General features: G+C 65.4%; 19 protein-coding genes, 1 pseudogene and 1 riboswitch. Of the genes and pseudogenes, 9 read left to right on the top strand and 11 right to left on the bottom strand.

Annotated features, from left to right (window positions below):
• Positions 1–69 precede the first annotated feature (69 nt).
• Positions 70–498 carry a barstar family protein gene (locus ISG32_RS12195; RefSeq protein ID WP_194771281.1) on the top strand — a complete coding sequence of 143 codons (429 nt, stop codon included), beginning with the start codon at positions 70–72 and terminating at the stop codon, positions 496–498.
• Positions 499–713: 215 nt separating this feature from the next.
• On the opposite strand, the gene ISG32_RS12200 is transcribed toward ISG32_RS12195, so the two are convergent.
• From ISG32_RS12200 to ISG32_RS12215, 4 genes are all read right to left on the bottom strand, one after another.
• Complete coding sequence (locus ISG32_RS12200) at positions 714–902, bottom strand: hypothetical protein (RefSeq protein ID WP_194771282.1); 189 nt, start codon at positions 900–902, stop codon at positions 714–716.
• Between the two features lie 376 nt (positions 903–1,278).
• A complete protein-coding gene (gene rsmA, locus ISG32_RS12205) occupies positions 1,279–2,067 on the bottom strand; it encodes a 16S rRNA (adenine(1518)-N(6)/adenine(1519)-N(6))-dimethyltransferase RsmA (protein WP_194771283.1) in 789 nt (262 codons plus the stop codon).
• 46 nt (positions 2,068–2,113) lie between these two features.
• Complete coding sequence (locus ISG32_RS12210; RefSeq protein ID WP_194771284.1) at positions 2,114–3,535, bottom strand: peptidylprolyl isomerase; 1,422 nt, start codon at positions 3,533–3,535, stop codon at positions 2,114–2,116.
• Positions 3,536–3,619: 84 nt separating this feature from the next.
• A complete protein-coding gene (locus tag ISG32_RS12215; RefSeq protein WP_228529768.1) occupies positions 3,620–6,436 on the bottom strand; it encodes an LPS-assembly protein LptD in 2,817 nt (938 codons plus the stop codon).
• Positions 6,437–6,549: 113 nt separating this feature from the next.
• On the opposite strand from ISG32_RS12215, the gene ISG32_RS12220 reads away from it, so the two are divergent.
• The 5 genes and pseudogenes from ISG32_RS12220 to ISG32_RS12240 all read left to right on the top strand — a co-directional run bounded on the left by ISG32_RS12220 (position 6,550) and on the right by ISG32_RS12240 (position 13,673).
• Positions 6,550–7,665 carry an aminoglycoside phosphotransferase family protein gene (locus ISG32_RS12220; RefSeq protein ID WP_194771285.1) on the top strand — a complete coding sequence of 372 codons (1,116 nt, stop codon included), beginning with the start codon at positions 6,550–6,552 and terminating at the stop codon, positions 7,663–7,665.
• Positions 7,666–7,715: 50 nt separating this feature from the next.
• A complete protein-coding gene (locus ISG32_RS12225; protein WP_194771505.1) occupies positions 7,716–8,444 on the top strand; it encodes a 16S rRNA (uracil(1498)-N(3))-methyltransferase in 729 nt (242 codons plus the stop codon).
• On the top strand, positions 8,444–9,901 hold the full coding sequence (locus tag ISG32_RS12230) for a hypothetical protein (protein WP_228529769.1): 1,458 nt from the start codon (positions 8,444–8,446) through the stop codon (positions 9,899–9,901). Before ISG32_RS12225 ends, ISG32_RS12230 begins: the two co-directional genes overlap by 1 nt.
• A pseudogene (locus ISG32_RS12235) lies at positions 9,894–10,577 on the top strand (hypothetical protein); the annotation flags it as partial. The gene ISG32_RS12230 and the pseudogene ISG32_RS12235, both read left to right, overlap by 8 nt.
• 261 nt (positions 10,578–10,838) lie before the next feature.
• A complete protein-coding gene (locus ISG32_RS12240; protein ID WP_194771286.1) occupies positions 10,839–13,673 on the top strand; it encodes an ATP-binding protein in 2,835 nt (944 codons plus the stop codon).
• 147 nt (positions 13,674–13,820) lie between these two features.
• Here ISG32_RS12240 and ISG32_RS12245 read toward each other — a convergent pair whose 3' ends face one another.
• Positions 13,821–14,279, bottom strand: coding sequence for a hypothetical protein (locus ISG32_RS12245; protein ID WP_194771287.1), 459 nt, complete (start codon positions 14,277–14,279; stop codon positions 13,821–13,823).
• Positions 14,280–14,469: 190 nt separating this feature from the next.
• Between ISG32_RS12245 and ISG32_RS12250 the strand changes: the two genes are divergently transcribed.
• Entirely contained in the window at positions 14,470–15,225 is a 756-nt protein-coding gene (locus ISG32_RS12250; RefSeq protein WP_194771288.1) for an SOS response-associated peptidase, read from the top strand.
• Positions 15,226–15,229: 4 nt separating this feature from the next.
• Here the strand turns inward: ISG32_RS12250 and ISG32_RS12255 are convergent, their stop codons facing one another.
• The 5 genes from ISG32_RS12255 to ISG32_RS12275 form a co-directional block, all read right to left on the bottom strand.
• Entirely contained in the window at positions 15,230–16,126 is an 897-nt protein-coding gene (locus tag ISG32_RS12255) for an alpha/beta hydrolase (protein ID WP_194771289.1), read from the bottom strand.
• Positions 16,126–17,613: a M20 family metallopeptidase gene (locus tag ISG32_RS12260; protein WP_194771290.1), complete on the bottom strand. Its 1,488-nt coding sequence runs from the start codon at positions 17,611–17,613 to the stop codon at positions 16,126–16,128. Before ISG32_RS12260 ends, ISG32_RS12255 begins: the two co-directional genes overlap by 1 nt.
• Before the next feature lie 103 nt (positions 17,614–17,716).
• Entirely contained in the window at positions 17,717–18,304 is a 588-nt protein-coding gene (gene metW / locus ISG32_RS12265; RefSeq protein ID WP_194771291.1) for a methionine biosynthesis protein MetW, read from the bottom strand.
• Positions 18,301–19,431, bottom strand: a complete 1,131-nt coding sequence (gene metX / locus ISG32_RS12270) for a homoserine O-succinyltransferase MetX (RefSeq protein WP_194771292.1) — start codon at positions 19,429–19,431, stop codon at positions 18,301–18,303. Before metX ends, metW begins: the two co-directional genes overlap by 4 nt.
• A 124-nt stretch (positions 19,432–19,555) precedes the next feature.
• Complete coding sequence (locus ISG32_RS12275; RefSeq protein WP_194771293.1) at positions 19,556–20,137, bottom strand: TMEM165/GDT1 family protein; 582 nt, start codon at positions 20,135–20,137, stop codon at positions 19,556–19,558.
• A 14-nt stretch (positions 20,138–20,151) separates the two neighbouring features.
• Positions 20,152–20,361, bottom strand: a riboswitch (yybP-ykoY riboswitch).
• A 342-nt stretch (positions 20,362–20,703) separates the two neighbouring features.
• Between ISG32_RS12275 and ISG32_RS12280 the strand changes: the two genes are divergently transcribed.
• The gene (locus ISG32_RS12280; RefSeq protein ID WP_194771294.1) at positions 20,704–21,036 is read left to right on the top strand and encodes an RNA recognition motif domain-containing protein; all 333 of its coding nucleotides are present in this window, start codon (positions 20,704–20,706) and stop codon (positions 21,034–21,036) included.
• Positions 21,037–21,306: 270 nt separating this feature from the next.
• Positions 21,307–21,774: an RNA recognition motif domain-containing protein gene (locus ISG32_RS12285; RefSeq protein WP_194771295.1), complete on the top strand. Its 468-nt coding sequence runs from the start codon at positions 21,307–21,309 to the stop codon at positions 21,772–21,774.
• Positions 21,775–21,865: 91 nt separating this feature from the next.
• Here the strand turns inward: ISG32_RS12285 and ISG32_RS12290 are convergent, their stop codons facing one another.
• The gene (locus ISG32_RS12290; protein ID WP_194771296.1) at positions 21,866–22,654 is read right to left on the bottom strand and encodes an SDR family oxidoreductase; all 789 of its coding nucleotides are present in this window, start codon (positions 22,652–22,654) and stop codon (positions 21,866–21,868) included.
• Between the last annotated feature and the right edge of the window lie 10 nt (positions 22,655–22,664).

Consider the following 22,664-nt stretch of genomic DNA (forward strand, 5'->3'; position numbering starts at 1 on the left):
TCCCTGTTCACCCGAAATAATCGAAACATTCATCTTTTTGTGGATATCTAACAAGAAAGAGCAACGGAGATGGAAATGCCACTTCGTCACGATCAGGACAACACGCTGCTGCGCGGCGTGCGCCCCAACATCGTCCAGTCCATCCGCGCCTATCGCATCCAGGATCTGCAGACCGCAGCTCAGGCGATGGGCAACCACTTCCTGTACGCCAATCTGGCGCACGCACAGTCCAAGCAGGACATCCTCGACCTGATCGCCCAGCAGTTCATGTTCCCGACGCACTTCGGCAAGAACTTCGACGCGCTCTACGACTGCATGACCGACCCGCTGCACAAGTCCGGCCCACAGCCTGGCTTCATCATCGTGCTCGAGCAGATCCCGACGACGCCCAAGTTCGACAAGGAAGCCCGCGAGCAGCTGCTCGACATCTTCCGTGACGCCGCCGACTACTGGGCAGACCGCAAGATCTCGTTCCGCTGCTTCTATTCTTTTCTGTAGCCCGTTCTGCAACCTCAGGCCAAGTGGAACGGGCCAGCGTGGCCAAAACCGCCGTCAATCGGCGAGCCCCCGCTATCGAAATCGTAGTAGACAGATCCAAGGGCGAAACCATGCCCACCGACAGGATCGTGGATATCACCCCGCAGGCCCTGCGGATGAGCAGCCCGTTCAACGCTCGCTACTGGCTAGCTGCAGCCTGATGTTGATAAAACGCGTCAATTGACAGCAATTGGCGCGTTTTTTGTTTTTGCTTTTTGCTTTTTGCTTTTTTGTTTGAGGGCGGAGGCCGGGAGTTCCGCCCGGCGGCGGAGTAACTTTTTGGTCTTGCCCAAAAAGTCACCAAAAATGCGTTTTTCAATACCCGCGGCAGAACTCGCTTTGCGCTTCGCGCGCCGCTCGGGCAACCGCCGCGAGTCAGATGTTCACTCGAAGGTGTGTTCGGCACGTCGCTTCGCTCGTGCCGCGCATCTCGCGACTTCGCGAGATGTGGGTGCGCCAGTGTTTTGCGTTTTTTAATTGCTAGTTGGATCAACTTCGCTCAAAAGCGCAGTGGGCATTTGCCGCCCAACCCAACTCAACAAACACCCCGGCACGAGCGAAGCAAAGTGCCGCAAATACCTCTTGGTCAAGCACTGGCTCGCGGCGGTTGTCCGAACGAAGCGACGCAGTCGCGCAGTGAGTTCTGCCGCGTGACCCCGTATTCAAAAGCGCGCTTTTGGTGACTTTTCGCGCGCAAGCGAAAAGTTACTCGCCCGCCGGGGCGAGACCCGGCCTCCGCTCTCAGCCCCGGGCAGAAGGAGCAGAGCCCTTCAGCTCCAACGCCAAGCGCACATACTCCTCAACCGGCACCTCCTCAGCCCGCCGCTGAACATCAAACTCCCCGGTGAAGCCCCGCGCCTCCAGCCACTTCCCGAGCGTATTGCGCAAGATCTTGCGCCGCTGCGAAAACGCCACCTGCACCATCTCCTCCATGAGCTTCACGTCCACGGGAGCGGGATTCGCCTTGGGCACCATGCGCACCACGGCGCTGTCCACGCGCGGTGGCGGGTCAAAGCTCTCGGGCGGCACGAACAGGAAGTTCTCCATGTCGTAGCGCCACTGCAGCATCACCGAGAGGCGGCCGTAGTCGCCCGAGGACGGATCGGCCACCATGCGGTCGATCACTTCCTTCTGCAGCATGAAATGCTGATCCTGGATGACGTTCACATGCTCCAGCAGATGAAACAGGATGGGCGTCGAGATGTTGTAGGGCAGATTGCCCACCACGCGCACCTTGGGCACGTTCATGTCGGCGGCGACCTTGGCGAAATCCACGCGCAACACGTCGGACTCGATCACCGTGAGCTGGCCGTGGCCACGCAGGCGCTGGGCCAGATCGCGGTCAAGCTCGATCACGGTGAGATGACCGAGGCGCTCCACCAGCGGCTGGGTGAGCGCGGCGAGTCCCGGGCCGATCTCGACCATGGGCTCGCCCGCGACAGGGGCGATGCCGTCCACGATGGATTCGATGATGTACGTGTCGCTCAGGAAGTGCTGACCGAAGCGCTTGCGCGCAATATGCTTGCTCATAATGAAAATTGGCAGCCGTTGCTGCCAGTTGAATGCTTGATCCTGTTTACTGAGGAGGCTCGCGGAATTCCACGTATGCTCTGGATCGCGTTTCCTGCATCCAGTTGTTGTAGGCCTCGTCGAGCTTCTTCTCGCGCACCACGTCGCGGATCATCTCGCGCTGCTCGCGCTGGCTCAGCTTGACCTCGCGGCGATCCAGCAGCTGGATCAGGTGCATGCCGAAACGCGAGAGCAGCGGCTGGCTGATCTGGCCCGGCTGCAGCGATTCCACCACCTGCTCGAACTCCGGCACGTAGCGGCCATGCCCGGCCCAGCCGAGATCGCCGCCGTTCTGTGCGCTGCCGTCCTGCGAGTACTCGCGGGCCAGCGCCTCGAATGTCGCCTGGCCGCTCTCGATGCGGCGGCGGTAGTCTTCCAGCCGCTGTGCGGCATCCTGCTCGGACTGCTTGGGTCCCATGCGCAGCAGGATGTGGCGCACGTGCGACTGCACCGCCACGGACGGCACGCCCGAGAGCGAGCGGTCCACGACCTTGAGGATGTGAAAGCCCGCGGGCGAACGGATCGGGCCGACCAGGCTGCCGACGGTCGCTTTTTGCGTGGCGTTGACGAAGAGCTCCGGATAACGATCCGCGGGACGCAGCCCCATCAGGCCACCCTGCTTCGCGTCGGCCGCATCCGAGGACGCACGCGCGGCCTCGAAAAAGTCCTTGCCGCTGCGGATGTCGACCATCAGCTTTTCCGCCTTGGCTTTCTGCGCCTCCACGGTTTCGGGCGAAGCGCCTTCGGGCACGGCGATCAGAATGTGGCCCAGATTGATTTCCGGGCTGGCAACGGCCGCGCTGCTCGCGGAGGCATTGCGCTGCTCGCTCAGATACTGGTCGATGTCGGTCTCCGAGACCTTGACCCGTGAATCCACCTCGCGCTCGCGCAGGCGCTGGGCCAGCATCTGGTTGCGAAGCTCGCCACGGAACTGTTCCTTGCTGATGCCGTCCTGCGCGAGGCGGCGGAACATGTCCTCTTCGGCGATCTGGTTCTGCTGCGCCACCGACTTCACGGCCTGCGACACCGCGAATTCATCGACCTTGAGGCCCATTTCCTTGGCGTTCTGGATCTGGATCTTCTCCATGATCAGGCGCTCGAGTACCTCCTTGGCCAGAACGCTCTCGGGAGGCTGCTGGCCACCTCCCTGGCCCGCCATCTGGGCGCGCACGCGCTCCATGCGGATCTGCACGTCGTTGTTGGTGATCGGCTCGGAATTCACCACGGCCACGATGAAATCAGCCGAGCGGGTGGTGGTGCGCCCGCCCGTGGCGGTTGCGGCGGGCAGCGTCACGCTGGGCGTCAGGCGCGGCGCCTGCGGTGTGCCCGCTGGCCGCAGGCCCTGCGCGGAGGCGGCCATCGGCAGCAGCACGGCCGACGACAGAACAGCGGCGGAAACAAGACCCAAAGTCAGTGCACGAATTTTCATGACATCTTCAAAAGTAAACGGGCGATTCACGCCCCATGCGGTCGTCGCGTCCAGTCGCCCGTGCGCCGTCCAACCGCTGCATTGTCAATCGTATTGGCTGAAACGGCTTGGCGTCGCCACGCCCTGATTCAGCATCTGGTAGCGCGGCACGTTGCGCTGCAGGCTCTGCAGCGGGTTCGAGCCCAGCGACAGTCGCGAGAAACCGAGGAATTCCACCTGGAACATCAGGCGCGTGTTGGAGGTGCGGATCGAATTCTGCAGCCGCTCCAGCACCACGCGTCCCACCCAGCAGCAGCTCTCGTACTCGAAACCCACGACGGTGTCGACGAACTTGCTGTCCTTCATGCTGTAGTTCAGGCGGCCCACGCTGTACCAGCGGCCGGGGCCGCCGGGAGTGCGCTGCTCCGCGCGGTCACCCCAGAGGTCGTTGATGGGCCACTGCCAGCCGATGTCGAACTGCTCGCTCGGCTCGGTGATGGAGTCGGTGACCTTCTGCAGACGATAGGCGGCGCTGACCGTGCGGTACTTGCCCGGCGAGTAGCGCGCGCCGATGGTGCTGCGGGTCGAACGGCTGGTCTTGGGGTTGTACTGAACGACGGAGTCGAACGCCCATTCAGGCGTCCAGTTGATGCCGGCGCCGAGCAGAATGTCGGACAGGCGATCACGTGACGGACTCACGCCCGGCATGGTGACGTCCTGGTCGGAGAAGCGCACGCGTTGCGCCACGCCCAGACGCACGGCTTCGGCGCCGGTGTCGGCATCGAGCAACCGCGTGGTCACGCCCAGCGTGAGCAGGTTGTTGTCGGCGATGCGGTCATTGCCGCCGAACGCGTTTTCCGTGTAGATCGACGCGAAATTGAAATCGTTGGGCGCCGTGTCGTAGATCGGGATCATGCTCTGATCGCGATACGGGGTGTAGGTGTAGAACGCACGCGGCTCCAGCGTCTGCAGGAAGCCGCGGCCGAAATAACTGGTCTCACGCTCGAACACCAGACCGCTGTCGAGGCTGAAAGTCGGCAGCGTGCGCGACAGGCTGGTCTGACCGTTGCTGAGCTGGGTGTCGAACTTGTAGCTCGTGGTGTTGAACATCACCTTCGGGATCACGAAGCCCGCCGGAGCCAGAAACGGACGGCTCAGCTGCGCCGAGACGAACGAACGCTCGGCGTTCGGCTGCCTCGTGTAGTAGCTGTCCGCCTGGAACTTGGTGTAGTCGGCATCGACGCTGAAATCCAACCCGCCCGCCAGTTCCTGCGGCGCGTAGCGGTAGTGCACCTGCGGCAGCCGGTCATAGGGCGGCGTAATGGGCGAAGAGGTGTCCTGCAGCGTCTGCCACTTGAGCGCGCGCGCCGAGACGGAATGGTCACCACGGGTCCAGTTCAGCGAGGCGTCGGCTGCAAGCAGGCGCTGGGTGAGCTGGGTGCCCAGTCCGATCGGGCTGGTGCGCTGCGAGAAGTCGCGCCAGTAGTTGTCGTCGCTGACCCGCTTGACGTCGAGGTTCAGCCCCAGGCCACCGATCGGCGAATCGATCAGCCCGTTGTGCTTGAGCGAGTAGGCCCAGCGATCGCGGTCGCGCAGCTGGTCACTCGGCATGTACATCGCGGACGCTTCGCCCTTGTAGCTCGGCTCCAGATAGCGGAACTCGCCGGAGAGCGCCGCGCCGCGCCGGGACATCAGCATCGGCGTGATGGTGGCGTCACGGTTCGGGGCGATGTTCCAGTAATAGGGCTGCTCGTATTCGACGCCGCTGTTGCTGCTCAGGCCGATGGTCGGCGGCAGGAAACCGGACTTGCGCTTGTCCGAGAGCGGGAACGAGAGTCTGGGGACCGGCAGCAGGGGCACGCCCTTGAACTCGAGAATGCCGTCCTCGGCCACGCCCACGTCCTCGCCGCGGTCCAGCGTGATCTTGCGGGCGCGCAGGATCCAGTCGGGTCGCCAGCTGTCCTCGTTGGTGCGCTCGCAGGTCGTGTAGGTGCTGTTGTAGACGATGGAGTTGTCGTTGTCGATGAAGTCGACGCGCGAGGCCTCTCCGTGGCCGCCGGTGTCGAGAAAACGATAGCGCGCGTCGCTGAAGAAGCCCGAGAACGCGTCGACCTTCAGGTCGAGCAGCGTGCCCTGATAGACATTGCCCGCCCGGTTGATGTGCACATTGCCCTCGGCCATGGCGCGGTCTTCGGGCACGTCGTATTCCATGCGGTCGGCGCGGATCACCGTGTCGCCACGACGCAGCTCGGCGTTGCCGTCGATCACCGCCTTGATGTCGGGCTGGCCGGTCACCTGGTCGCCGGTCACGAACACCGGCAGCTGCGGGCGCACGGCGGAAGGAATGTCCTCCTGCAGCACCGGGGACGAGCGCAGCACCGGAGGCGGCAGGCCCGAAGTGGCGGGGAGGACCTCCGAGTCCTCCGCCGGCTGGGTGGTCAGCGTGGTCTGGGCCGTGGGTGCGGGAGCCGGCGCAGCGGATTTGGCGGTCGCGGTCGCGGTCGCGGTCGCGGTCGCCTTGGCAGGTTGCTTCTTGCCGGCGTCGGACTGAGCGAGCTGGACGGTCTGCGCAGCCCCGGCATCCGCCACGGGCGAGGCCAGCGGGGACACCAACGGCGACGGCGACCGTGCAGGCGCGGATTCAGTGACAGGAATGGCGTCAGGAGCGGCGTTCGGCGCCACCGCTGGCGGGGCCGACGGGGCCGCCATCTCGAACGCCTCGGTCACGAGGGAGCCGTCCTTGGCCTTCCATTGCATGGAATGCAGATCCTGCGCCAGCACGGGTGCGGAAGCGACACCGCAGACGGCGGCCGCCACCAGACGGGTGAGCAACCGGCGCTCGAAGCGCTGCAGGCCGGTCGCGGACGCGGCTGTGCCCGCCAAAGAGGCGCTGACGCCTGTGGGCAGGTAATCGGGAGTCATCAAATCGTCGGGCAAAGCAAGTCAGTCCAAGGTGTCAGAAGGACAGCGGCGCGCGGGAGCATGCACCGGGTCATCAGCATCCGGCAGGCCGGGTTTGTAGAATCGGATTATCCATGAGCCAACCCAACCACCCCACTCAGGCGGGCACTGAAGCCCTCTCCAAAGCAGTTTCCTGGTCCGATCCGGCGCGTGAGAAGCTGTTCAATCAATGGCTGGCAGCGCTGGCTCCCGCACACGGCCTGCTCGTCGATACGGTGAGCACCGCCTCCGCCGACGCCAGCTTTCGCCGCTATCTGCGTGTGCAAAGCGCCAGCGGCGCAAGTTACATCATTATGGACGCTCCTCCCGACAAGGAAGACTGCCGTCCGTTCATTCATGTTCAAAAACTGTTGCAGGAAGCCGGGGTGCTTTCGCCCCAGGTCCTGTCCTGGGACGAGGCGCACGGCTTCATGCTGATCACCGACTTCGGCGACCAGACGTTGATCGGACTGCTGCACCCCGAGCAGCCCACGCCCGCGCACGGCTGGTACCTGCAGGCGGTCGACACGCTGATCGACTGGCAGAAGGCCTCGCGCCCCGGCGTGCTGCCCGAATACAACGACGCCCTGCTGCGCCGCGAGCTGCAGCTGTTTCCGGACTGGTATCTGGGCCAGCACCGCAAGGTCGAGCTCAACGACAAGCAGCAGGCGACGATCCAGAAGACCTTCGACGCCATCGTCACGACCAATCTCGAGGCGCCCACCGTCTTCGTGCACCGCGACTACATGACCCGCAACCTGATGGTCACCCCGGAGCAGAAGCTCGCGGTGCTGGACTTCCAGGACGCGGTCCATGGCCCGGTGACCTATGACATCGCCAGCCTGCTGCGCGATGCTTTCATCAGCTGGGAAGAAGATTTCGTCATCGACATTACCGTCCGTTACTGGGAGAAAGCGCGTCAGGCGGGCATTCTCGGCGCGAACAGCGCCAGCGGCTGGGGTGCGGACTTCGGCGAGTTCTACCGCGCGGTAGACTGGATGGCGCTGCAGCGTCACCTCAAGGTCGCGGGCATCTTCGCGCGGCTCACGCTGCGTGACGGCAAGCCCAAGTATCTGGCCGACGCGCCGCGCTTCATCCACTACATCCGCCAGACCGCCTCGCGCTATCGCGAACTGACGCCGCTGCTGCGGCTCATCGACGAAGTGGAGGGCACCCAGCCCGCCTACGGTTTCGCCTACGGGCGGATGTGAAGAAGCCCACAGCAGCCGCCCGCCCCGACACCCCGGTTCCACAGAAGTCCATGCCGCGTTTCCATTGTTCTCTGCCACTTGCCACAGGCGCCGACATCAGCCTGCCGCCCACCGCCGCGCGCCATGTGCAAGTGCTGCGCCTGCAGCCGGGCGACGAAGTCACGCTGTTTGACGGGCGAGGCGGCGAATACACCGCCACCGTCACCCGCATGGGCCGCAGCGACGTCGACGTGCACGTGACCGCCCACACCGCCACCGAGCGCGAGGCCCCGGTCGCCGTGCATCTGATCAGCGGCATGCCCGCCAACGAGCGCATGGACTGGCTGGTCGAAAAGGCCACCGAACTCGGCGCCGCGAGCGTGCAGCCGCTGGCCGCCGCGCGCAGCGTGATCAAGCTCTCGGGCGAGCGGGCCGACAAGCGCAAGGAGCGCTGGCAGGCCATCGCCGTCTCGGCCTGCGAGCAGTGTGGCCGCAACCGCCTGCCCGTCATAGACGCCCCGGTATCGCTCGCCGAGTGGGTCAAAAAGCAACCCGCCGAGGCGCTCGCGCCGGGCGCGGTGCGCGTCGTGCTCTCGCTGCGAGAGGGCAATCGCCCGCTGCGCGAACTGGCCAGCGGCGCCACGGACGTCTGGATCCTCCATGGCCCCGAAGGCGGCCTCACTCAGGAAGAGGAAGACGCCGCCATCGCCGCCGGTTTCGCTCCCGCGAGCCTCGGCAACCGCGTGCTGCGCGCCGAAACCGCCGCCATCGCCTCGCTCTCCCAACTGGTCTTCTCCTGATGCGCAGCGATCCCGATTTTTCCTCCGCCGCACTGGCGGAGGCGGTGGAACTTCCCGGCGAAGGTCTTGCGAACAACGTCGGCGTGGTCGCAGAGTTCTTTCGCGATGCCGATGCCGCCTCCGATTCGCCGCTGTTGTGGAACCTCACGCGCCAGCCCCAGATCACCCACGCGCTGAGCGGCCTGTTCCACGGCAACGCGGCGCTGGTGCAACTGCGCGTCTGGGTGTTCCTGCAGTTGGCCGCCCAGGGCAATGCACAACTGCCGCGCGAGCACATCGACGAGATGTTCCACGCGCTGCGGCCCGAAGCACTCGAGACCGTTCTCAAGCGCTTTCGCGACGTGGGTCTGCTGGTCTGGGACGAAAGCCAGCGCAGCTACACCCTGCCCGCAGTCGCGCAGCGCGTGGCGGCGATGCTTGCGCCGCTCGCGAACGAAACCTCCGCGGATGACGACGATGACGGCTCCGAGCTCGCCGCCCTGCTCGGCCAGGTGGTCGGAGCGAACCAGCTCGGCGCCGTCGAAGCCGGACAGGTCAAGCTGCTGCACGCGCAGCTCGCGCGCATGCATGGCGAGTTCGCCGACGCGATCGCCAGTGGTTCGGAATTCCGCCTGCGCGAGGCGCGCAAGCGCTACGACCGCGCGGCGCTGCTGATCGACCGCGCATCGGAAGCCATCACCGCCATCATCTCCAACGCGCACGGCCACATCGCGCTGGAGCGCGCCGCGCGCGGCATGGGGCAGGCGCAGTCGCGGCTGCTCGCGATGGCCAGCCAGTTCAACCGCGCGCTGCAGCAGATGGACCGCCAGCGGGTGACGCTCGGCACCACCGGCATCACCAGCACCGACGTGAAGCGCTGGCTGCAGTCCGCGCCCGATCTGCATCTGCTGATCGACGGCGCCGTGGGCATGAGCACGTCGCTTGCCACGCTCGCGCAGCACGAGCTGCTCGACGTGACCGAGGCCGAGTTCGAACGCGACCGCCCCGCCCCCCTGCAGGACGAGGCCCTGCCCGAATCCCAGGAAGCGCCCGAAGGCTCGCTCAAGGCCGTCGCGCTGCCCAAGGAACTCGCCGATCTCAACATGCTGCTCGCCGCCTGGCACACCGAGGGCGATGACAGCGCGCACACGGTGGCCGATGCGCTGCTCGGCAGCAACCCCGCCGACGCGCGCTACGCGCAGATCGCCTACCGCGCGCAGCTCATGCCGCTGCTTGGCGACCCGCAGGCCGAAGTGCTGCCGGGCGCGACCGGCGAGTTCGCGCGCCAGCCGTGGCGCGTGCAGTGGCTTGCCACGCAAAAGCGCATCAGGCACCCGCAGGTCGAGCTGCTCAGTCAGGGCACGCTGGTGCCTGCCAGCGCGCTCGTCGATCTCACCGACACATCGAACAACGATGCGGCGCACGAGGCGACAGATCACGCGCCCGCAAAGAAAGAACCGAAGAAACGCTATGGATGACGCCGCATTGTTGATCGCCGAGCTGCTGGCTCGCCGCTGGTTGCCCCGCAACCACCCGCGCGTGAAGCGCGCGCTCGTGGACGCAGAGCTGTTCGCGCAGGTCGAGCAACGCCTCGCCCAGTCGGGGCTGCGCTTCATGGACAGCATCTACGCCGACCATGTGAGCGTCGCGCTGCTGCCCGCCGCGCAGAACAGCGTGCTCGGCGAGGCGGGGCTCAACAGCAACAACAACATCGATCTGCCGCGCGACGCGCAGGCCCTGCTGGTGGTGCTGTGGGCACTGATCATTCTGCCCAAGCGCGAGCGCCAGACCAGCCGCATGGACGAGCCCGAGGTCGGCCAGAACGACATGTTCCCCGGCGCCAAGCCGCTGCCGGTCGCGCGCCTCGTGAGTCCGACGATCTCGTACAAGGCGCTGCTTGAAGACTACGGTCAGCAGCTCGGCAAGAAGATGCGGCTGGACGGCAACCTCAAGCTGCTCGAGCGCCACGGCTTCATCACGCGCCGCCAGGACGAGATCGGCGAAGGACCGCTGCTCGACGTGCTGCTCGACTACGACGTGCTCGCGCCGCGCATTCTCGACGGTGCGCTGGCCGACGTGCTGGCCCGCGAAAAGCTGCAGAAGGAAGCCGAGGAAGCGGCGCAGAAGAGCACCGCCACCGCCACCGCCACCGCCACCGCGGCTGCGGCCACCGCCGAACCCGCTCCAGCGGTCGAGCCCGCCCCGCAGGCGCTGGCCCCGGTCGTGCCGCAGGTGCAGCAGGTGCCACCCGTTCCAGTGCCAACCGAGCACGCCACATCCAGCGCTTCCTACGAGCAGTCCGTGACCGAGCCACCGCCCGAGCCCGACGTGGTCGACACCATGGAGGCCGCCATCGACGATCTCGACGACGAGCGCGCCGCCACCCAACCCAGCCCCGGGGAGTTCTGACGCACCATGTTCCATCTGCAGACTCTGGAGCTTGTTCACTGGGACTACTGCCAGCGCGTGGCGCTGCCGCTCGACGCCTCCATCATCACCATCGCCGGACCGAACGGTTCGGGCAAGACCACGCTGCTCGACGCGATGCGCACGCTGCTTGGCCTGCGCTGCTCGGCCCCGCGTGACTACAAGACCTACGCACGCCACGCAGGCGCGCAGACCGCATGGCTGCGCGCCGTGGTGGACAACCGTCCGCAGGGCCGCCAGACCTCGAGCCGCCCCTTCGCGCGCCGGCTGATCTACAGCGACCAGGTCACGCTGGTCTGCCGCATCGACAAGAACGGCGGCGACTGGCAGCGCCGCTACTGCCTTGTGGAAGGCGACGTGAGCATCGAGCAGCTGCGCGAGATGCCCGAGAAGGACCTCGGCTTCATAGGCGTGGAAAACTGGGGACGCGTGCTCTCGGGCGCGGGCCTCTCGCCCGCCATCGCCCGCGTGCTCTCGCTCGAACAGGGCCAGACTGACCGCCTGTGCGAATTCAGCCCGCGCGAGCTGCTGCGCCTCGTGTTCGACGTGTTCGGCGATCAGGAGGTGCTGGACGCCTACGAAAAGGCGCGCGGCCACCAGCAGGAACTGGCGCGCGAAATGGCGCAGGCCGAGCACGAACTCGACCACAGCCGCGCCCAGCTCACCGAGCTCGCCAACCGCGTGAACAACTACAAGACCTGGCGTCTGCGCCTGTCCGAACGCGAGCGCCTCGCGACCGAAGTCGTGCCCGTGCTCGCGTGGTGGAGCGAACGCGAATCGCTGGTCAAGCAGTCGCGCGAACTGCGCCGGCAGAAGACGCAGCATCGCACGGCGCTCGCCGACATCGTGGTGCAGAACAAGCGCCTGCTGACGCTGCTCGAGGACAGCGCGGCATCCGAGCAGAAAGCCGAGCAGCTGCGCGTGGAGCGCGATCAGGCCCGCACGGCCTTCGACACCGCGCAGCGCCACGAAGCGCCGCTCGAGAAGATCGTCCAGCGCGAACAGGAACTGCTTGCGCTGGTCGACAAGGGCAGCAACGCCGACGAGCTGCAGGCGCATCTCACCGAGCTCCAGTCGAAGGAGGCCGATCTGATCGAACGGCGCTCCGCCCTGCAGCAGCGCCGCAAGGCCGCGCAGGAGGCGCTCAACGCTCTGGAAGGCCAGAACCTGCCGCCGATGCCGCCCGAGGTGATGAAATTCCGCCGCGCGCTCAACGGCGCGGGCATTGGCCATCAGCTGGTCGCCGAGGTCGTCGAAGTGCTCGACGAGAAGTGGCGCCACGCCATCGAGGGCGTGCTGCGCGGTCACCGCTGGGTAGTGCTGCTCGACAAGGACAAGGACCTCGCCGAGGCCTACGAGCTTGGCGAGCGCGAGCGCTACCGCCACTACATCGTCGAGCCCGGCCAGCCGGTGCTCAAGGGCGATGCGGGCACGCTGCTCGAACATGTGAAGTTCACCGCGCCCGTGCCGCGCTGGCTGGTGCAGCAGATGCAGCAGCTGCGCTGCGTCGCCAACCCCGCCGAGGGCAAGCGACTTGGCGGCACCTGGATCACGCCGCAGGCCTACATGCATGACGGGCGCGGTGCGCGCTCGATGTGGGTTGACGCGCATGAACACCAGTTCGGCGCCGCCGCCGTGCAGGCGCGCCGTGCGGCGGCCGAGAAGGAAGTCTCGCGCATCGACGCCCAGCTCGCGCCGGTGCATGAAGAGGTCATGGCGATCAAGCGCCAGATCGCCGACACGCGTCGCGCGCTGGAAGGCCACAGCGCGGCCGAGGAGCTTGCGCGCCGCAGCGACGAATTCGCCGAGGCCCGAGCCGCCCTGCCCGCCGCCAAGCAGGCCCGCGTGGCCGCCGCCGCCCGCTGGCAGCAGCTCGAGACCGACACCACGCGCGCACATGACCGCCACCGCGCCTTCGTCGACGAACACCGCCGCGTCGAAAAGGATCTGCAGCGCGCGCGTGGCGAATCCGAACGCGCCGCGCAGGACTGGTCCTCGCGCCGCAAGCAGCAGCTGGGCAGCGTCGCGCGCAGCCAGTCGCAGCGCTCGCAGTTTCCCGCACGCTGGCTCGCGCCCGCGAAGATCGACGCGCTGGTCGACGAGTACATCAACGAAGTGCAGGCCAAGCTGCGCCTGCACTCCGTCGAGCAGGAACTCGAGCAAAGCTCGTGGGAGACCGACGACACGGTCGAGGAACGCCACCGCCGAATGGACGTGACGGTGCGCGAACAGACGGCCAATCTGTCCGACCATCAAGTGAAGAACGTGCAGGCCGGAGCGGCAGTGCTCAACGCGCGCGAAAGCTACATTGAAGTGCTGCGCAGCACCGTGCGCCGTTACCGCAAGAACATTCAGGAACTCGGCGGCCTCGCCGGAGTGGAGGTCGCCGCCGATCTGCCGCTGCTCGAAAACGACGACACCGTGCTCGCCCAGGCGGGCCTCAAGGTGAATTTCGCGTTCGACGGCAAGGGCACCATCGGCCTGAACGACGGCGAGGCCTCGGGCGGCCAGCAGGTCATCAAGTCGCTGATCCTGCTGGTCGGTCTGCTCAAGGACGAGGAGAGCGGCTCGGGCGGCTTCGTGTTCATCGACGAGCCGTTCGCCCACCTCGACGTGCGCAACATCCAGCTCGTCGGCCACTTCCTGCGCTCCACGCGCGCCCAATACGTGCTCACCACGCCGATCACCCACAACCTCGAAGTCTTCGAGCCCGCCGAGATCACGCTGGTCACCAGCAAGAAGCCCAAGGGCAGCCGCTGGGCCCCGCCGATCGCGGTGGCCAAGCGGCGCGGAGTGCCGGAGCTCGGCGAATTGCCGGCGTAACGTCTGGGAGCCTCTGCACGAATCGATCGTCAAGCGGCCAGATGCAGATCGGGATGGGATTCAAGGCGAAAACCGCAGTGATAGTCGTAGCTATCACGAGGATTTTCAACGCAGCAGACTGCCCGAGGCTGCGCTGGCACGCGTCGATCAGATTTGCGCAGAGGGTCCCTGGACCGCCAGCACCACGCCCTGCACGCCCGCGCGCACCGCGCGGCCTCCGTACGCGGCGGCATGCCGCTCGGCTTCCTCGAAGCTGGCGAACCAGTGATTGGGATAGCCCGCATGGCTGGAGAGCACATCGAGCTGCGCCAGTTCGTCGGGGCCCATCGCCTGCACCGCTTGGCGGTAGGCTTCCCAGCTCTCATGACCGGCCTCGGCCGCCAGCATGCGCAGCACATGCTTGCGCTGCACGAGCTCGCGGCGGCGGCGCAGCTCGGGCAGGCTCACGTCGCGGATGGTGTGGGTGTGGATGATTCTGCGCAGCACCGGCAGAGACTGCGCGAGCGATTCGCCGGTGGCCTGACGGTGCAGGCGTTTGGCGGCGCGCAGCAGGGATTCAAGCGCACAGCGCTCGGGAGACGTTGAAGAAACGGTTTCGGTATGCATACCAGCTCCTTGGAGATATAGGCCGTGCTCGCTGAGGCCTGGAGGGTATGCAAGCGGGTCGGATGACGCTTGCGCTGACGATGAAAAGGTGCGTTTGCTTTTGCGAGAAGGGCGTCCTTGGCAGCCCGAACGCGGATTTTATGCGAAATCGGAAATCCGAGTCGCCCACCATCCAAGTACGATCACGGCCATGAGCACCCTATTCGAAGCCCTCAAGCAGCCCGACCTCTACCCCACCGCGTTTCGCGTGGAGCCGCCTGCGGAGCTGGGCGAGCGCCTGATCACGCCGCGCAAGCCATCCTTTTTCATTGCCCGCACGCTGGCGGGCGCGACCGATGCCGAGATCGCCGAGCGCAAGGCCGCCGGCGAGGAATTCCCCACGAACGCCCGCGTGCTCGTGCCCGCGCAGTTCGGTCTGGTGCCGCATTGGGCCAAGTCGGCTTCGGACGGTCAGCTGCGCGCGGTCAAGCTGGTCAATGTGAAGTCGGACAACGCGTCCACCGGCACGGCATTCCGCGACGCCTGGCTCAGCAACCAGCGCTGCATCGTGCCGATGATGGCGTTCTTCACCGACGACTACCGCAACGGCAAGCCGCAGTCCACCCGCATCGCGCGCGTGGATGGACTGCCCATGGGCGTGGCAGGGGTGTGGTCGCGCTGGCGCAATGCGGAAGATGGGTCGGAGTTGCTGAGCTTTGCGATCATCACCATCAACGCGAACGCCCACGGTCTGATGAACCGCTATCAGGCGCCGGGCAGCGAAAAGAGCATGCCCGCGATCCTCAACGAAGGCGCCTACGACGCGTGGCTCAACGCGCGAGCCTCGCAGGCCAAGGAATTTCTGCGCCCCTATCCGGCGCAGAAGCTGCTTGCCAATCCGGTCGAGAAAAAGGGCCGCAAGGACGCGCTGGGCCTCGGCATGGTGGTGCGCAATCCGCGCACCTGATCCATCAGGACTGCGCTCCGGGAAAGCGTTCATCCAGCCAGCCGAGCAGTTCGGCGAAAACCGGATCCGCGTGCTGCTCGTTGAAGATTTCATGGTAGAGATCGCCGAACTCCCTTGAGCGCACAACGGCTGCCGGCGCGCTGGCCGCGAAAGCGCGGCTGCCCGCTGGCGCGACGAGCCGGTCCTGACCCGCCCACATCAGCAACGTGGGAACGGTCCATTGCGCTGCCTTGGCGACCGTGGCGGGCCCGGCGTCCGCAATGAACCGCGCAAGCCGGGCGCTCACCTTGGCATGCACCAGCGGATCGGCCCGATAGGCCTCGATCACCGAGGCGTCGTGCGACAGATATTCGAGCTGGAGACCGTTGTTCACCCGCAGGTTGGGAACGACATGTGGCAGCGTGGACACCAGCGCCTTCTGCACCGCGCTCAGCCCCGGATCCAGCGCGGGCGAGGACAGCACCAGCGCCTGCACGCTGGCGCGCTTTTCGGCGATGAAATACGCCGCCACCAGTCCGCCGAAACTGTGACCTAGCAGGATCAGCGGCAGGTCGGACGACAGACCGCTGATGGTCTGGTTGAGCACATGCGCAAGGTCGACGGTGAAGCGCTTCGCATGGTCCATGCCGCCGCGCGGGCCGTCCGACTGGCCGTGGCCATACTGGTCGTAGGCGCGCATGCAAAAACCTGCAGAAACGAGTTGCGCGGCCAGCCGGTCGTAGCGCCCCGAATGTTCTCCAAGGCCGTGCACGACCAGCACGATGCCGCGCGCGGATGCCGATGTGGGGTCCGACGCGGGGGCCGACCTGGGGGCGTTCGGCAGCAGCCAGTCACGCACCGCGAGCCGCGCGCCGCCGCTTTCGGTGAACCAGACCGAGGACGAGGGCGCGCTCGTCTCCATCAGCCCGCCGACACCGGCATGCTGGCGATCACCTGCGCCACCGCGGCCGTGAGCTTCTTGGCGTACGGGACATGCAGGAATTCATTGGGGCCGTGCGCGTTGCTCTTGGGGCCGAGCACGCCGCAGACCATCATCTGCGCGGTCGGGAAGCCCTTGCTCAGCATGTTCATCAGCGGGATGGTGCCGCCCTGGCCGATGTAGCCGCAGTCCGCACCGAAGTGGGCGTTGCTGGCGGCGTTGAGCGCGGTCTCGAACCATGGGTCGATGCCCGGCGCGTTCCAGCCGCTGGCCGCTCCGTCGGGCTTGAAGGTGACCTTGGCCTGATACGGCGCGCTGTCTTCGAGCAGCGTCTTGAGTTCGTCGAGGCAGGCGACCGCGTCCACCAGCGGCGGCAGGCGCAGGCTGAGCTTGAACGCGCTGTAGGGGCGCAGCACATTGCCCGCGTCCTTGAGCGCCGGAAAGCCGTCCGCCCCCGTGACGCTCAGCGTCGGCTCCCAGGTGCGCTTGAGCAGCGCCTGCAGCGGATCAGTCGTGGTCGGCAGCGCGAAGGTGGTCGCGCCGCCGCAGTCATAGTGGGCCCACGGGAAGCGCTTGTAGAGCTCATCGCCCAGAATCTGCGCCGTGGCGCTCGCCTGCTGCATGCGGTCGGCAGGCACCTCGCAGTGAAAGCTCTCGGGCAGCAGGCGGCCGGTCTTGCTGTCTTCCAGACGGTCGAGCACCATGCGCATGATGCGGAACGACGATGGCACGAGGCCCGACGAATCGCCCGAGTGCACGCCCTCGGTGAGGATCTCGACCTTGAGCGTGCCGCTCGCCATGCCGCGCAGGCTGGTGGTGAGCCAGAGCTGGTCGTAGTTGCCCGCGCCCGAGTCGAGGCAGATCACGAGACCCACGTCACCCAGGCGCTTTTTCAGCAGATCGACATAGGGCAGCAGGTCGCCCGAGCCGCTTTCCTCGCAGGTCTCGATGAGGCCCACGATCCGCGGATGCATGACGTTCTGGCGCTTGAGCTCCTGCACGGCGGCGACGCTCGCATAGACCGCATAGCCGTCGTCAGCGCCGCCGCGGCCGTAGAGTCGGCCGTCCTCGTACTTGGGCGTCCAGGGGCCGAGGTCGCTGCGCCAGCCTTCGAACTCGGGCTGCTTGTCGAGGTGGCCGTACATCAGCACGGTCTGTGCGGACGCGTTGTTCGAGCCGGGCTGCGTGCCTTCGACCTCGAAGAAGATCACCGGCGTGCGGCCGGGCAAACGCACGACCTCGAGCTTGAGGCCAGCGACCTTCTGCGCCTCGACCCAGGCGGCCGCGTTGCGCACCACGGTATCGATGAAGCCGAGCTGTTCCCAATCCGGCGCAAAACCCGGGGACTTGGCGGGAATCGCGATGTAGTCGGTGAGCTGGCGGACGATGTCATCGTCCCACTTCTGGCTGATGTGCGAGAGCGCATCGGCGGTTTGCAGCAGATGCTGGGCGGGGGTGCGGGCGTTCATGGTGGCGACTCCTCAAAAACGGGGCCTGCGCATCGGCAGGCCGATCCCCCATTGTCCCGCACACCGCCCAGCCACGCCAGCGACGCGTTGATTGGCGACGGACTTACTGTCGTTCCAGACAGAACACGGCCGTGCTCGCCAACCAGTTCGGCAGCGTGCGCACCACGTCGCCGGCTTCGTTGAGACCGAAGGCGTCCGCCACGCTCAGCCTGTTCTTGAGCGCCAGCACCTCGAAGTCCTTGAACGTGCCGACGCGGATGTTCGGCGTGTCGTACCACTGGTAGGGCAGACGCCGCGTCACGGGCATGCGCCCGCGCAGGATGGACAGGCGGTTGGGCCAGTGCGCGAAGTTCGGGAAGGCGATGATGCCGGTCTTGCCCACGCGCGCGGTCTCCCGCAGCATCACCTCGGCATTGCGCAGATGCTGCAGCGTGTTGATCTGCAGGACGACGTCGAACGAGTCGTCCTCGAACATCGCCAGCCCTTCGTCCAGATTCAGCTGCACCACGTTCACGCCGCGCTTGACGCAGGCATGCACATTGGCGTCGTCGATCTCCACACCGTAGCCGGTGCAGCCGCGCTCGCGCAGCAGATGGGACAGCAGGGCCCCGTCGCCGCAGCCCAGATCGAGCACGCGGGCGCCCTGTGGCACGAGCTTGGCGATGGCCTGCAAGGTGGTCTTCTCGGTCATGCTGCGAACTCCTTGGCAACGCCGTCGAAATAGGAACCCATCACGCCGACGTAGCGCGAATCGGTAAGCAAGAAGGCATCGTGCCCGTGCGGCGCGTCGATCTCGGCATAGCTCACGTCGCGCTTGTTGTCGAGCAGCGCCTTGACGATCTCGCGGCTGCGCTTGGGCGAGAAGCGCCAGTCGGTGGTGAAGCTCACCAGCATGAACTTGGCGCGTGCATTGGCGAGCGCCAGCGTGAGGTTGTCGCCCGTGCCCTTCGCGGGATCGAAATAGTCGAGCGCGCGCGTGATCAGCAGATAGGTGTTGGCGTCGAAGTACTCGCTGAACTTGTCGCCCTGATAGCGCAGATAGCTCTCGATCTGGAACTCGACGTCCTGCGTGCTGTACTTGAGGTCGATGCCCTCGCGCAGCTGGCGGCCGAACTTCTCGTTCATCACGTCGTCGCTCAGATAGGTGATGTGGCCGATCATGCGGGCGATGCGCAGGCCGCGCTGGGGGATCACGTTGTGCGCGTAGAAGTCGCCGCCGTGGAAGTCCGGGTCGGTCACGATGGCGCGACGCGCCACTTCGTTGAAGGCGATGTTCTCTGCCGTGAGATTCGGCGCGCTCGCCACCACGACGGCGTGGCGCATGCGGTCCGGATGCTGCAGCGTCCACGACAGCGCCTGCATGCCGCCAAGGCTTCCGCCCAGAACGACCGCGAGTTGCTCAATGCCGAGGCGATCCAGCAGCCGCGCCTGGGCGTTCACCCAGTCTTCGACGGTCACCACCGGAAAGCTCGAGCCGTAGATCTCGCCGGTGTCGGGGTTGGTGTGCATCGGCCCGGTCGAGCCGAAGCAGGAGCCGAGGTTGTTCACCCCGATCACGAAGAACTTGTGGGTGTCGACCGCCTTGCCGGGGCCGATCATGTTGTCCCACCAGCCCTCGCTCTTGGGCTGGCCTTCGTAGACGCCGGCGACATGGTGCGACGCGTTGAGCGCATGGCACACGAGCACGGCGTTGGACCGGTCGGCGTTCAGCGTGCCGTAGGTTTCGTACGCGAGCGTGTAGTCGCGTATCGAGGCACCGCTGGTGAGCGGCAGCGCCTCGTCGAAATGCATGAATTGTGGTGTGGCGATGAAGGACATGAAAAAACCCGGCATCGCTAAAAACGAGGCCGGGTCGATTGCATGTCGCGTGTCGTCGGACGGGTCTTTAGCTGGATTTATAAAGCGCCCGCAAGCTGTAGCAAATCGGCGCGTGAAGACTCGATTATGCCAAAAGCTGCTTCACGGGGTTGTAAATCGCAAGCAGACCGAGCACAAGGAAGATCACCGCGGAGATCATGTGCACGGTGCGGATCGGCACCTTCTTGACGATCTTGTCGCCGAGCCACACGACCGGCGCGTTGGCGAGCATCATGCCCAGCGTCGTTCCGGCCACCACCCAGAAGTAGTAGCCGACGTACTTGGCGGCCAGCATGACCGTCGCGATCTGGGTCTTGTCGCCCATTTCGGCGAGGAAAAAGGCGGCCACCGTCGTGCCGAAGACGCCCCACTTGGAGTGACCGCCCATCTCATCCTCGTCGAGCTTGTCGGGAATCAGCATCCAGACGGCCATGGCGATGAACGAGATCCCCAGAATCCACTGCAGGGCGTTCTGCCCCAGATAGTTGGTGATCCATGCACCCACCGCGCCCGCGAGCGCGTGGTTGACGATGGTGGCGACGAAGATCCCGAGCACGATCGGCAGCGGCTTGCGAAAGCGCGCGGCGAGCACGAGCGAGAGGAGCTGGGTCTTGTCCCCCATCTCGGCGAGCGCGACGACGGAGGTGGAGATCAGAAAGGCTTCCATGACGTGGGTGTTTCGGCCGGAGACACCAGTGCAAAACGCATTGACCACGCACCGGCTCCGGCCCAAATGTTGTTGGATCGGTACGTAGTCAATGGTCTCGTCCAGCCAGGGGGTGAAATTGCTTCACCCCAGCCTCATGCACCATAGGCCGTGAGGGCCCAAGTCTGTTGATGCATGCCTTTTTGCGTTGCCGCAAAAACGGACTACTCCCCAAAGACAGCGCGATTGTATCGCGACGCCCCCATGCATGCCGAGGAGCATCGAGAGTACCGAATCCCCATGAAGAGCCGCGGAGAAACGCCCTAAAGCCTCCCGGGCTGGTGGTTTTCTAGTCAGATACCCCTAAAAAGAGGCGCTTCCTCGGGTAATTCCCCATCCAAAGTGTTGCAGCCGCGCCAACGCGTGCTTTTTTCCTTGAAGTCATGCTTGATAATAGTTTCAGCATTCTGTGTTACAGATATGCGATTGCGGTGTTAGTCGATTTCGCATCATTGAAGTCGTTATGGGTTTGTTGGCTGCGTTGGCTCATCGCTTCTTATTCAGAAAATTTCTTAGAGCCTCGTTTTATGAGCAACAAACTGTACGTGGGCAACCTGCCCTATTCCTTCCGTGATGGCGATCTGGAACAAACTTTTGGTCAATACGGCAACGTGCTGAGCGCCAAGGTCATGATGGAGCGCGACACTGGCCGCTCCAAGGGTTTCGGCTTTGTCGAAATGGGCAATGAAGTCGAAGCACAGGCCGCCATCCAAGGCGCCCACGGCCAAAACTTCGGTGGCCGCGATCTGGTGGTCAACATCGCTCGTCCGATGGAACCACGCCCACCCCGCAGCGGCGGCTTCGGTGGCGACCGCGGTGGCTTCCGCGGCAATGGCGGCGGCTACGACCGCGCCTACTGATTGTCAGTGCTGATCCGGGCTGCTGACAGTCCGGATCTCATCGATTTCAAAATGTCGGTATGAGGTTGTAGGAATGCTCCGTTTTCGGATTTCCGCCTCACATGATCTTGCATTTTTTTCGAAGTTGTGGCGCATAATGGTTTGGCTGGGGTATTTTTCACGCCAAAGTTGCGGTGGTCCGTCAAATTTGTGCACCAAGCACATGTGCGATTAGCCGACTGCGGTTTCGAGTCTCCATCACTTTTTTCTTAGTTCTTGAGGAGTCCCTTGATGGGCAACAAACTGTACGTCGGCAACCTGCCGTACTCGGTGCGCGATAGCGATCTGGAACAGGCCTTCGGCCAGTTCGGCGCCGTGACCAGCGCCAAAGTCATGATGGAGCGCGACACTGGTCGCTCCAAGGGCTTTGGTTTCGTCGAAATGGCCAGCGACGCAGAAGCGCAAGCTGCCATCAACGGCATGAATGGCCAGCCCATGGGCGGTCGCAGCGTCGTCGTGAACGAAGCTCGCCCAATGGAGCCACGCCCCCCCCGTAGCGGTGGTGGCGGCTTCGGCGGTGGCGGCGGCTACGGCGGCGGTGGCCGCAGTGGTGGCGGCGGCTACGGTGGTGGCGGCGGCGGTGGTCGTGGCGGCGAAGGCGGTTTCCGCAGCCCCTACGGCGCTGGTTCGCGCAACGGTGGCGGCGGCGGTGGTCGCAGCGGTGGCGGCGGCTACGGCGGCGGCAACAACGGTTATTGATGTCTCGTCCCGGGCAACCGGGATGCAGGCCATCCAGCAAAAAGGCTCCCTCGGGAGCCTTTTTTCATGATTACCTTCAATGCGCCAAGCGTCATTGGGGCTGCGACGTGCCCCGGTGCTTGCGCTCGCGCCCATGCAAGGCCCTGTCGAAGGCCCAGTTGGGCAGCAGTCGCAGCAGCTTGGCGACGATGCCCATCTGCCACGGAATCACGCGGTAGCTGGTGCGTGCCGCAATGGCATGGAACGCGCGTTCAGCGAAGGTCTCGGCGGAAATCAGAAACGGCATCGAATACCGGTTCTCCCGCGTGAGCGGCGTGTCCACATAGCCCGGCAGAATCGTCACCACCGATACACCCTGCGTGTTCAGCTCGCCACGCAGGCTCTCGCAATAGCTGATGACGGCCGCCTTGCTGGAGCAATAGGCCCCATGCCCGGGCAGGCCGCGAATTCCCGCCACGCTGGCGATGCCCACCAGTGTGCCGCTGGCGCGTGCGCACATGGGCTTGATGAACGGCTGGAAGGTGGCTGCCAGGCCCACGTTGTTGATCGCGTAGACGCGCGCCATCTGGTCGATGTCCTCGCGCTCGGCAGTGTCCACGCCCACGCTGATGCCCGCGTTGGCGATCACCACGTCGGGCAGGCCCAGTTCCTGGATGCAGCGTTCGCCCGCACCGACGATGCTGTCGATCTCTGCCACGTCGGCCCCATAGCAGCGGCAGCGCTCCTCTCCCAGCCCCTGCGAGCGTGCCCAGTCCTGCATGAGGTCCACGCGCCGTGCGACCAGCGCGAGCCGGAAGCCCAACTTGGCGTAGTGCAGGGCCAGCGCCTGGCCGATGCCGCTGGAGGCGCCGGTGATGAAGACCAGGGGTGCGGAGTTCAAGGCGGCTCTC

Source organism: Diaphorobacter caeni (assembly GCF_015354245.1).
GTDB classification, from domain to species: Bacteria; Pseudomonadota; Gammaproteobacteria; order Burkholderiales; family Burkholderiaceae_C; genus Diaphorobacter_A; species Diaphorobacter_A caeni.

Bases quoted from the DNA above. Each gene is read 5' to 3' on its own strand.
- metX (WP_194771292.1), bottom strand. From the start codon at position 19,431: ATGTCCTTCATCGCCACACCACAATTCATGCATTTCGACGAGGCGCTG.
- ISG32_RS12240 (WP_194771286.1), top strand. From the start codon at position 10,839: ATGTTCCATCTGCAGACTCTGGAGCTTGTTCACTGGGACTACTGCCAG.
- metW (WP_194771291.1), bottom strand. From the start codon at position 18,304: ATGACCGAGAAGACCACCTTGCAGGCCATCGCCAAGCTCGTGCCACAG.
- ISG32_RS12195 (WP_194771281.1), top strand. From the start codon at position 70: ATGGAAATGCCACTTCGTCACGATCAGGACAACACGCTGCTGCGCGGC.
- ISG32_RS12210 (WP_194771284.1), bottom strand. From the start codon at position 3,535: ATGAAAATTCGTGCACTGACTTTGGGTCTTGTTTCCGCCGCTGTTCTG.
- ISG32_RS12215 (WP_228529768.1), bottom strand. From the start codon at position 6,436: ATGACTCCCGATTACCTGCCCACAGGCGTCAGCGCCTCTTTGGCGGGC.
- ISG32_RS12255 (WP_194771289.1), bottom strand. From the start codon at position 16,126: ATGGAGACGAGCGCGCCCTCGTCCTCGGTCTGGTTCACCGAAAGCGGC.
- ISG32_RS12285 (WP_194771295.1), top strand. From the start codon at position 21,307: ATGGGCAACAAACTGTACGTCGGCAACCTGCCGTACTCGGTGCGCGAT.
- rsmA (WP_194771283.1), bottom strand. From the start codon at position 2,067: ATGAGCAAGCATATTGCGCGCAAGCGCTTCGGTCAGCACTTCCTGAGC.
- ISG32_RS12250 (WP_194771288.1), top strand. From the start codon at position 14,470: ATGAGCACCCTATTCGAAGCCCTCAAGCAGCCCGACCTCTACCCCACC.
- ISG32_RS12245 (WP_194771287.1), bottom strand. From the start codon at position 14,279: ATGCATACCGAAACCGTTTCTTCAACGTCTCCCGAGCGCTGTGCGCTT.
- ISG32_RS12280 (WP_194771294.1), top strand. From the start codon at position 20,704: ATGAGCAACAAACTGTACGTGGGCAACCTGCCCTATTCCTTCCGTGAT.
- ISG32_RS12230 (WP_228529769.1), top strand. From the start codon at position 8,444: ATGCGCAGCGATCCCGATTTTTCCTCCGCCGCACTGGCGGAGGCGGTG.
- ISG32_RS12220 (WP_194771285.1), top strand. From the start codon at position 6,550: ATGAGCCAACCCAACCACCCCACTCAGGCGGGCACTGAAGCCCTCTCC.
- ISG32_RS12275 (WP_194771293.1), bottom strand. From the start codon at position 20,137: ATGGAAGCCTTTCTGATCTCCACCTCCGTCGTCGCGCTCGCCGAGATG.
- ISG32_RS12260 (WP_194771290.1), bottom strand. From the start codon at position 17,613: ATGAACGCCCGCACCCCCGCCCAGCATCTGCTGCAAACCGCCGATGCG.
- ISG32_RS12225 (WP_194771505.1), top strand. From the start codon at position 7,716: ATGCCGCGTTTCCATTGTTCTCTGCCACTTGCCACAGGCGCCGACATC.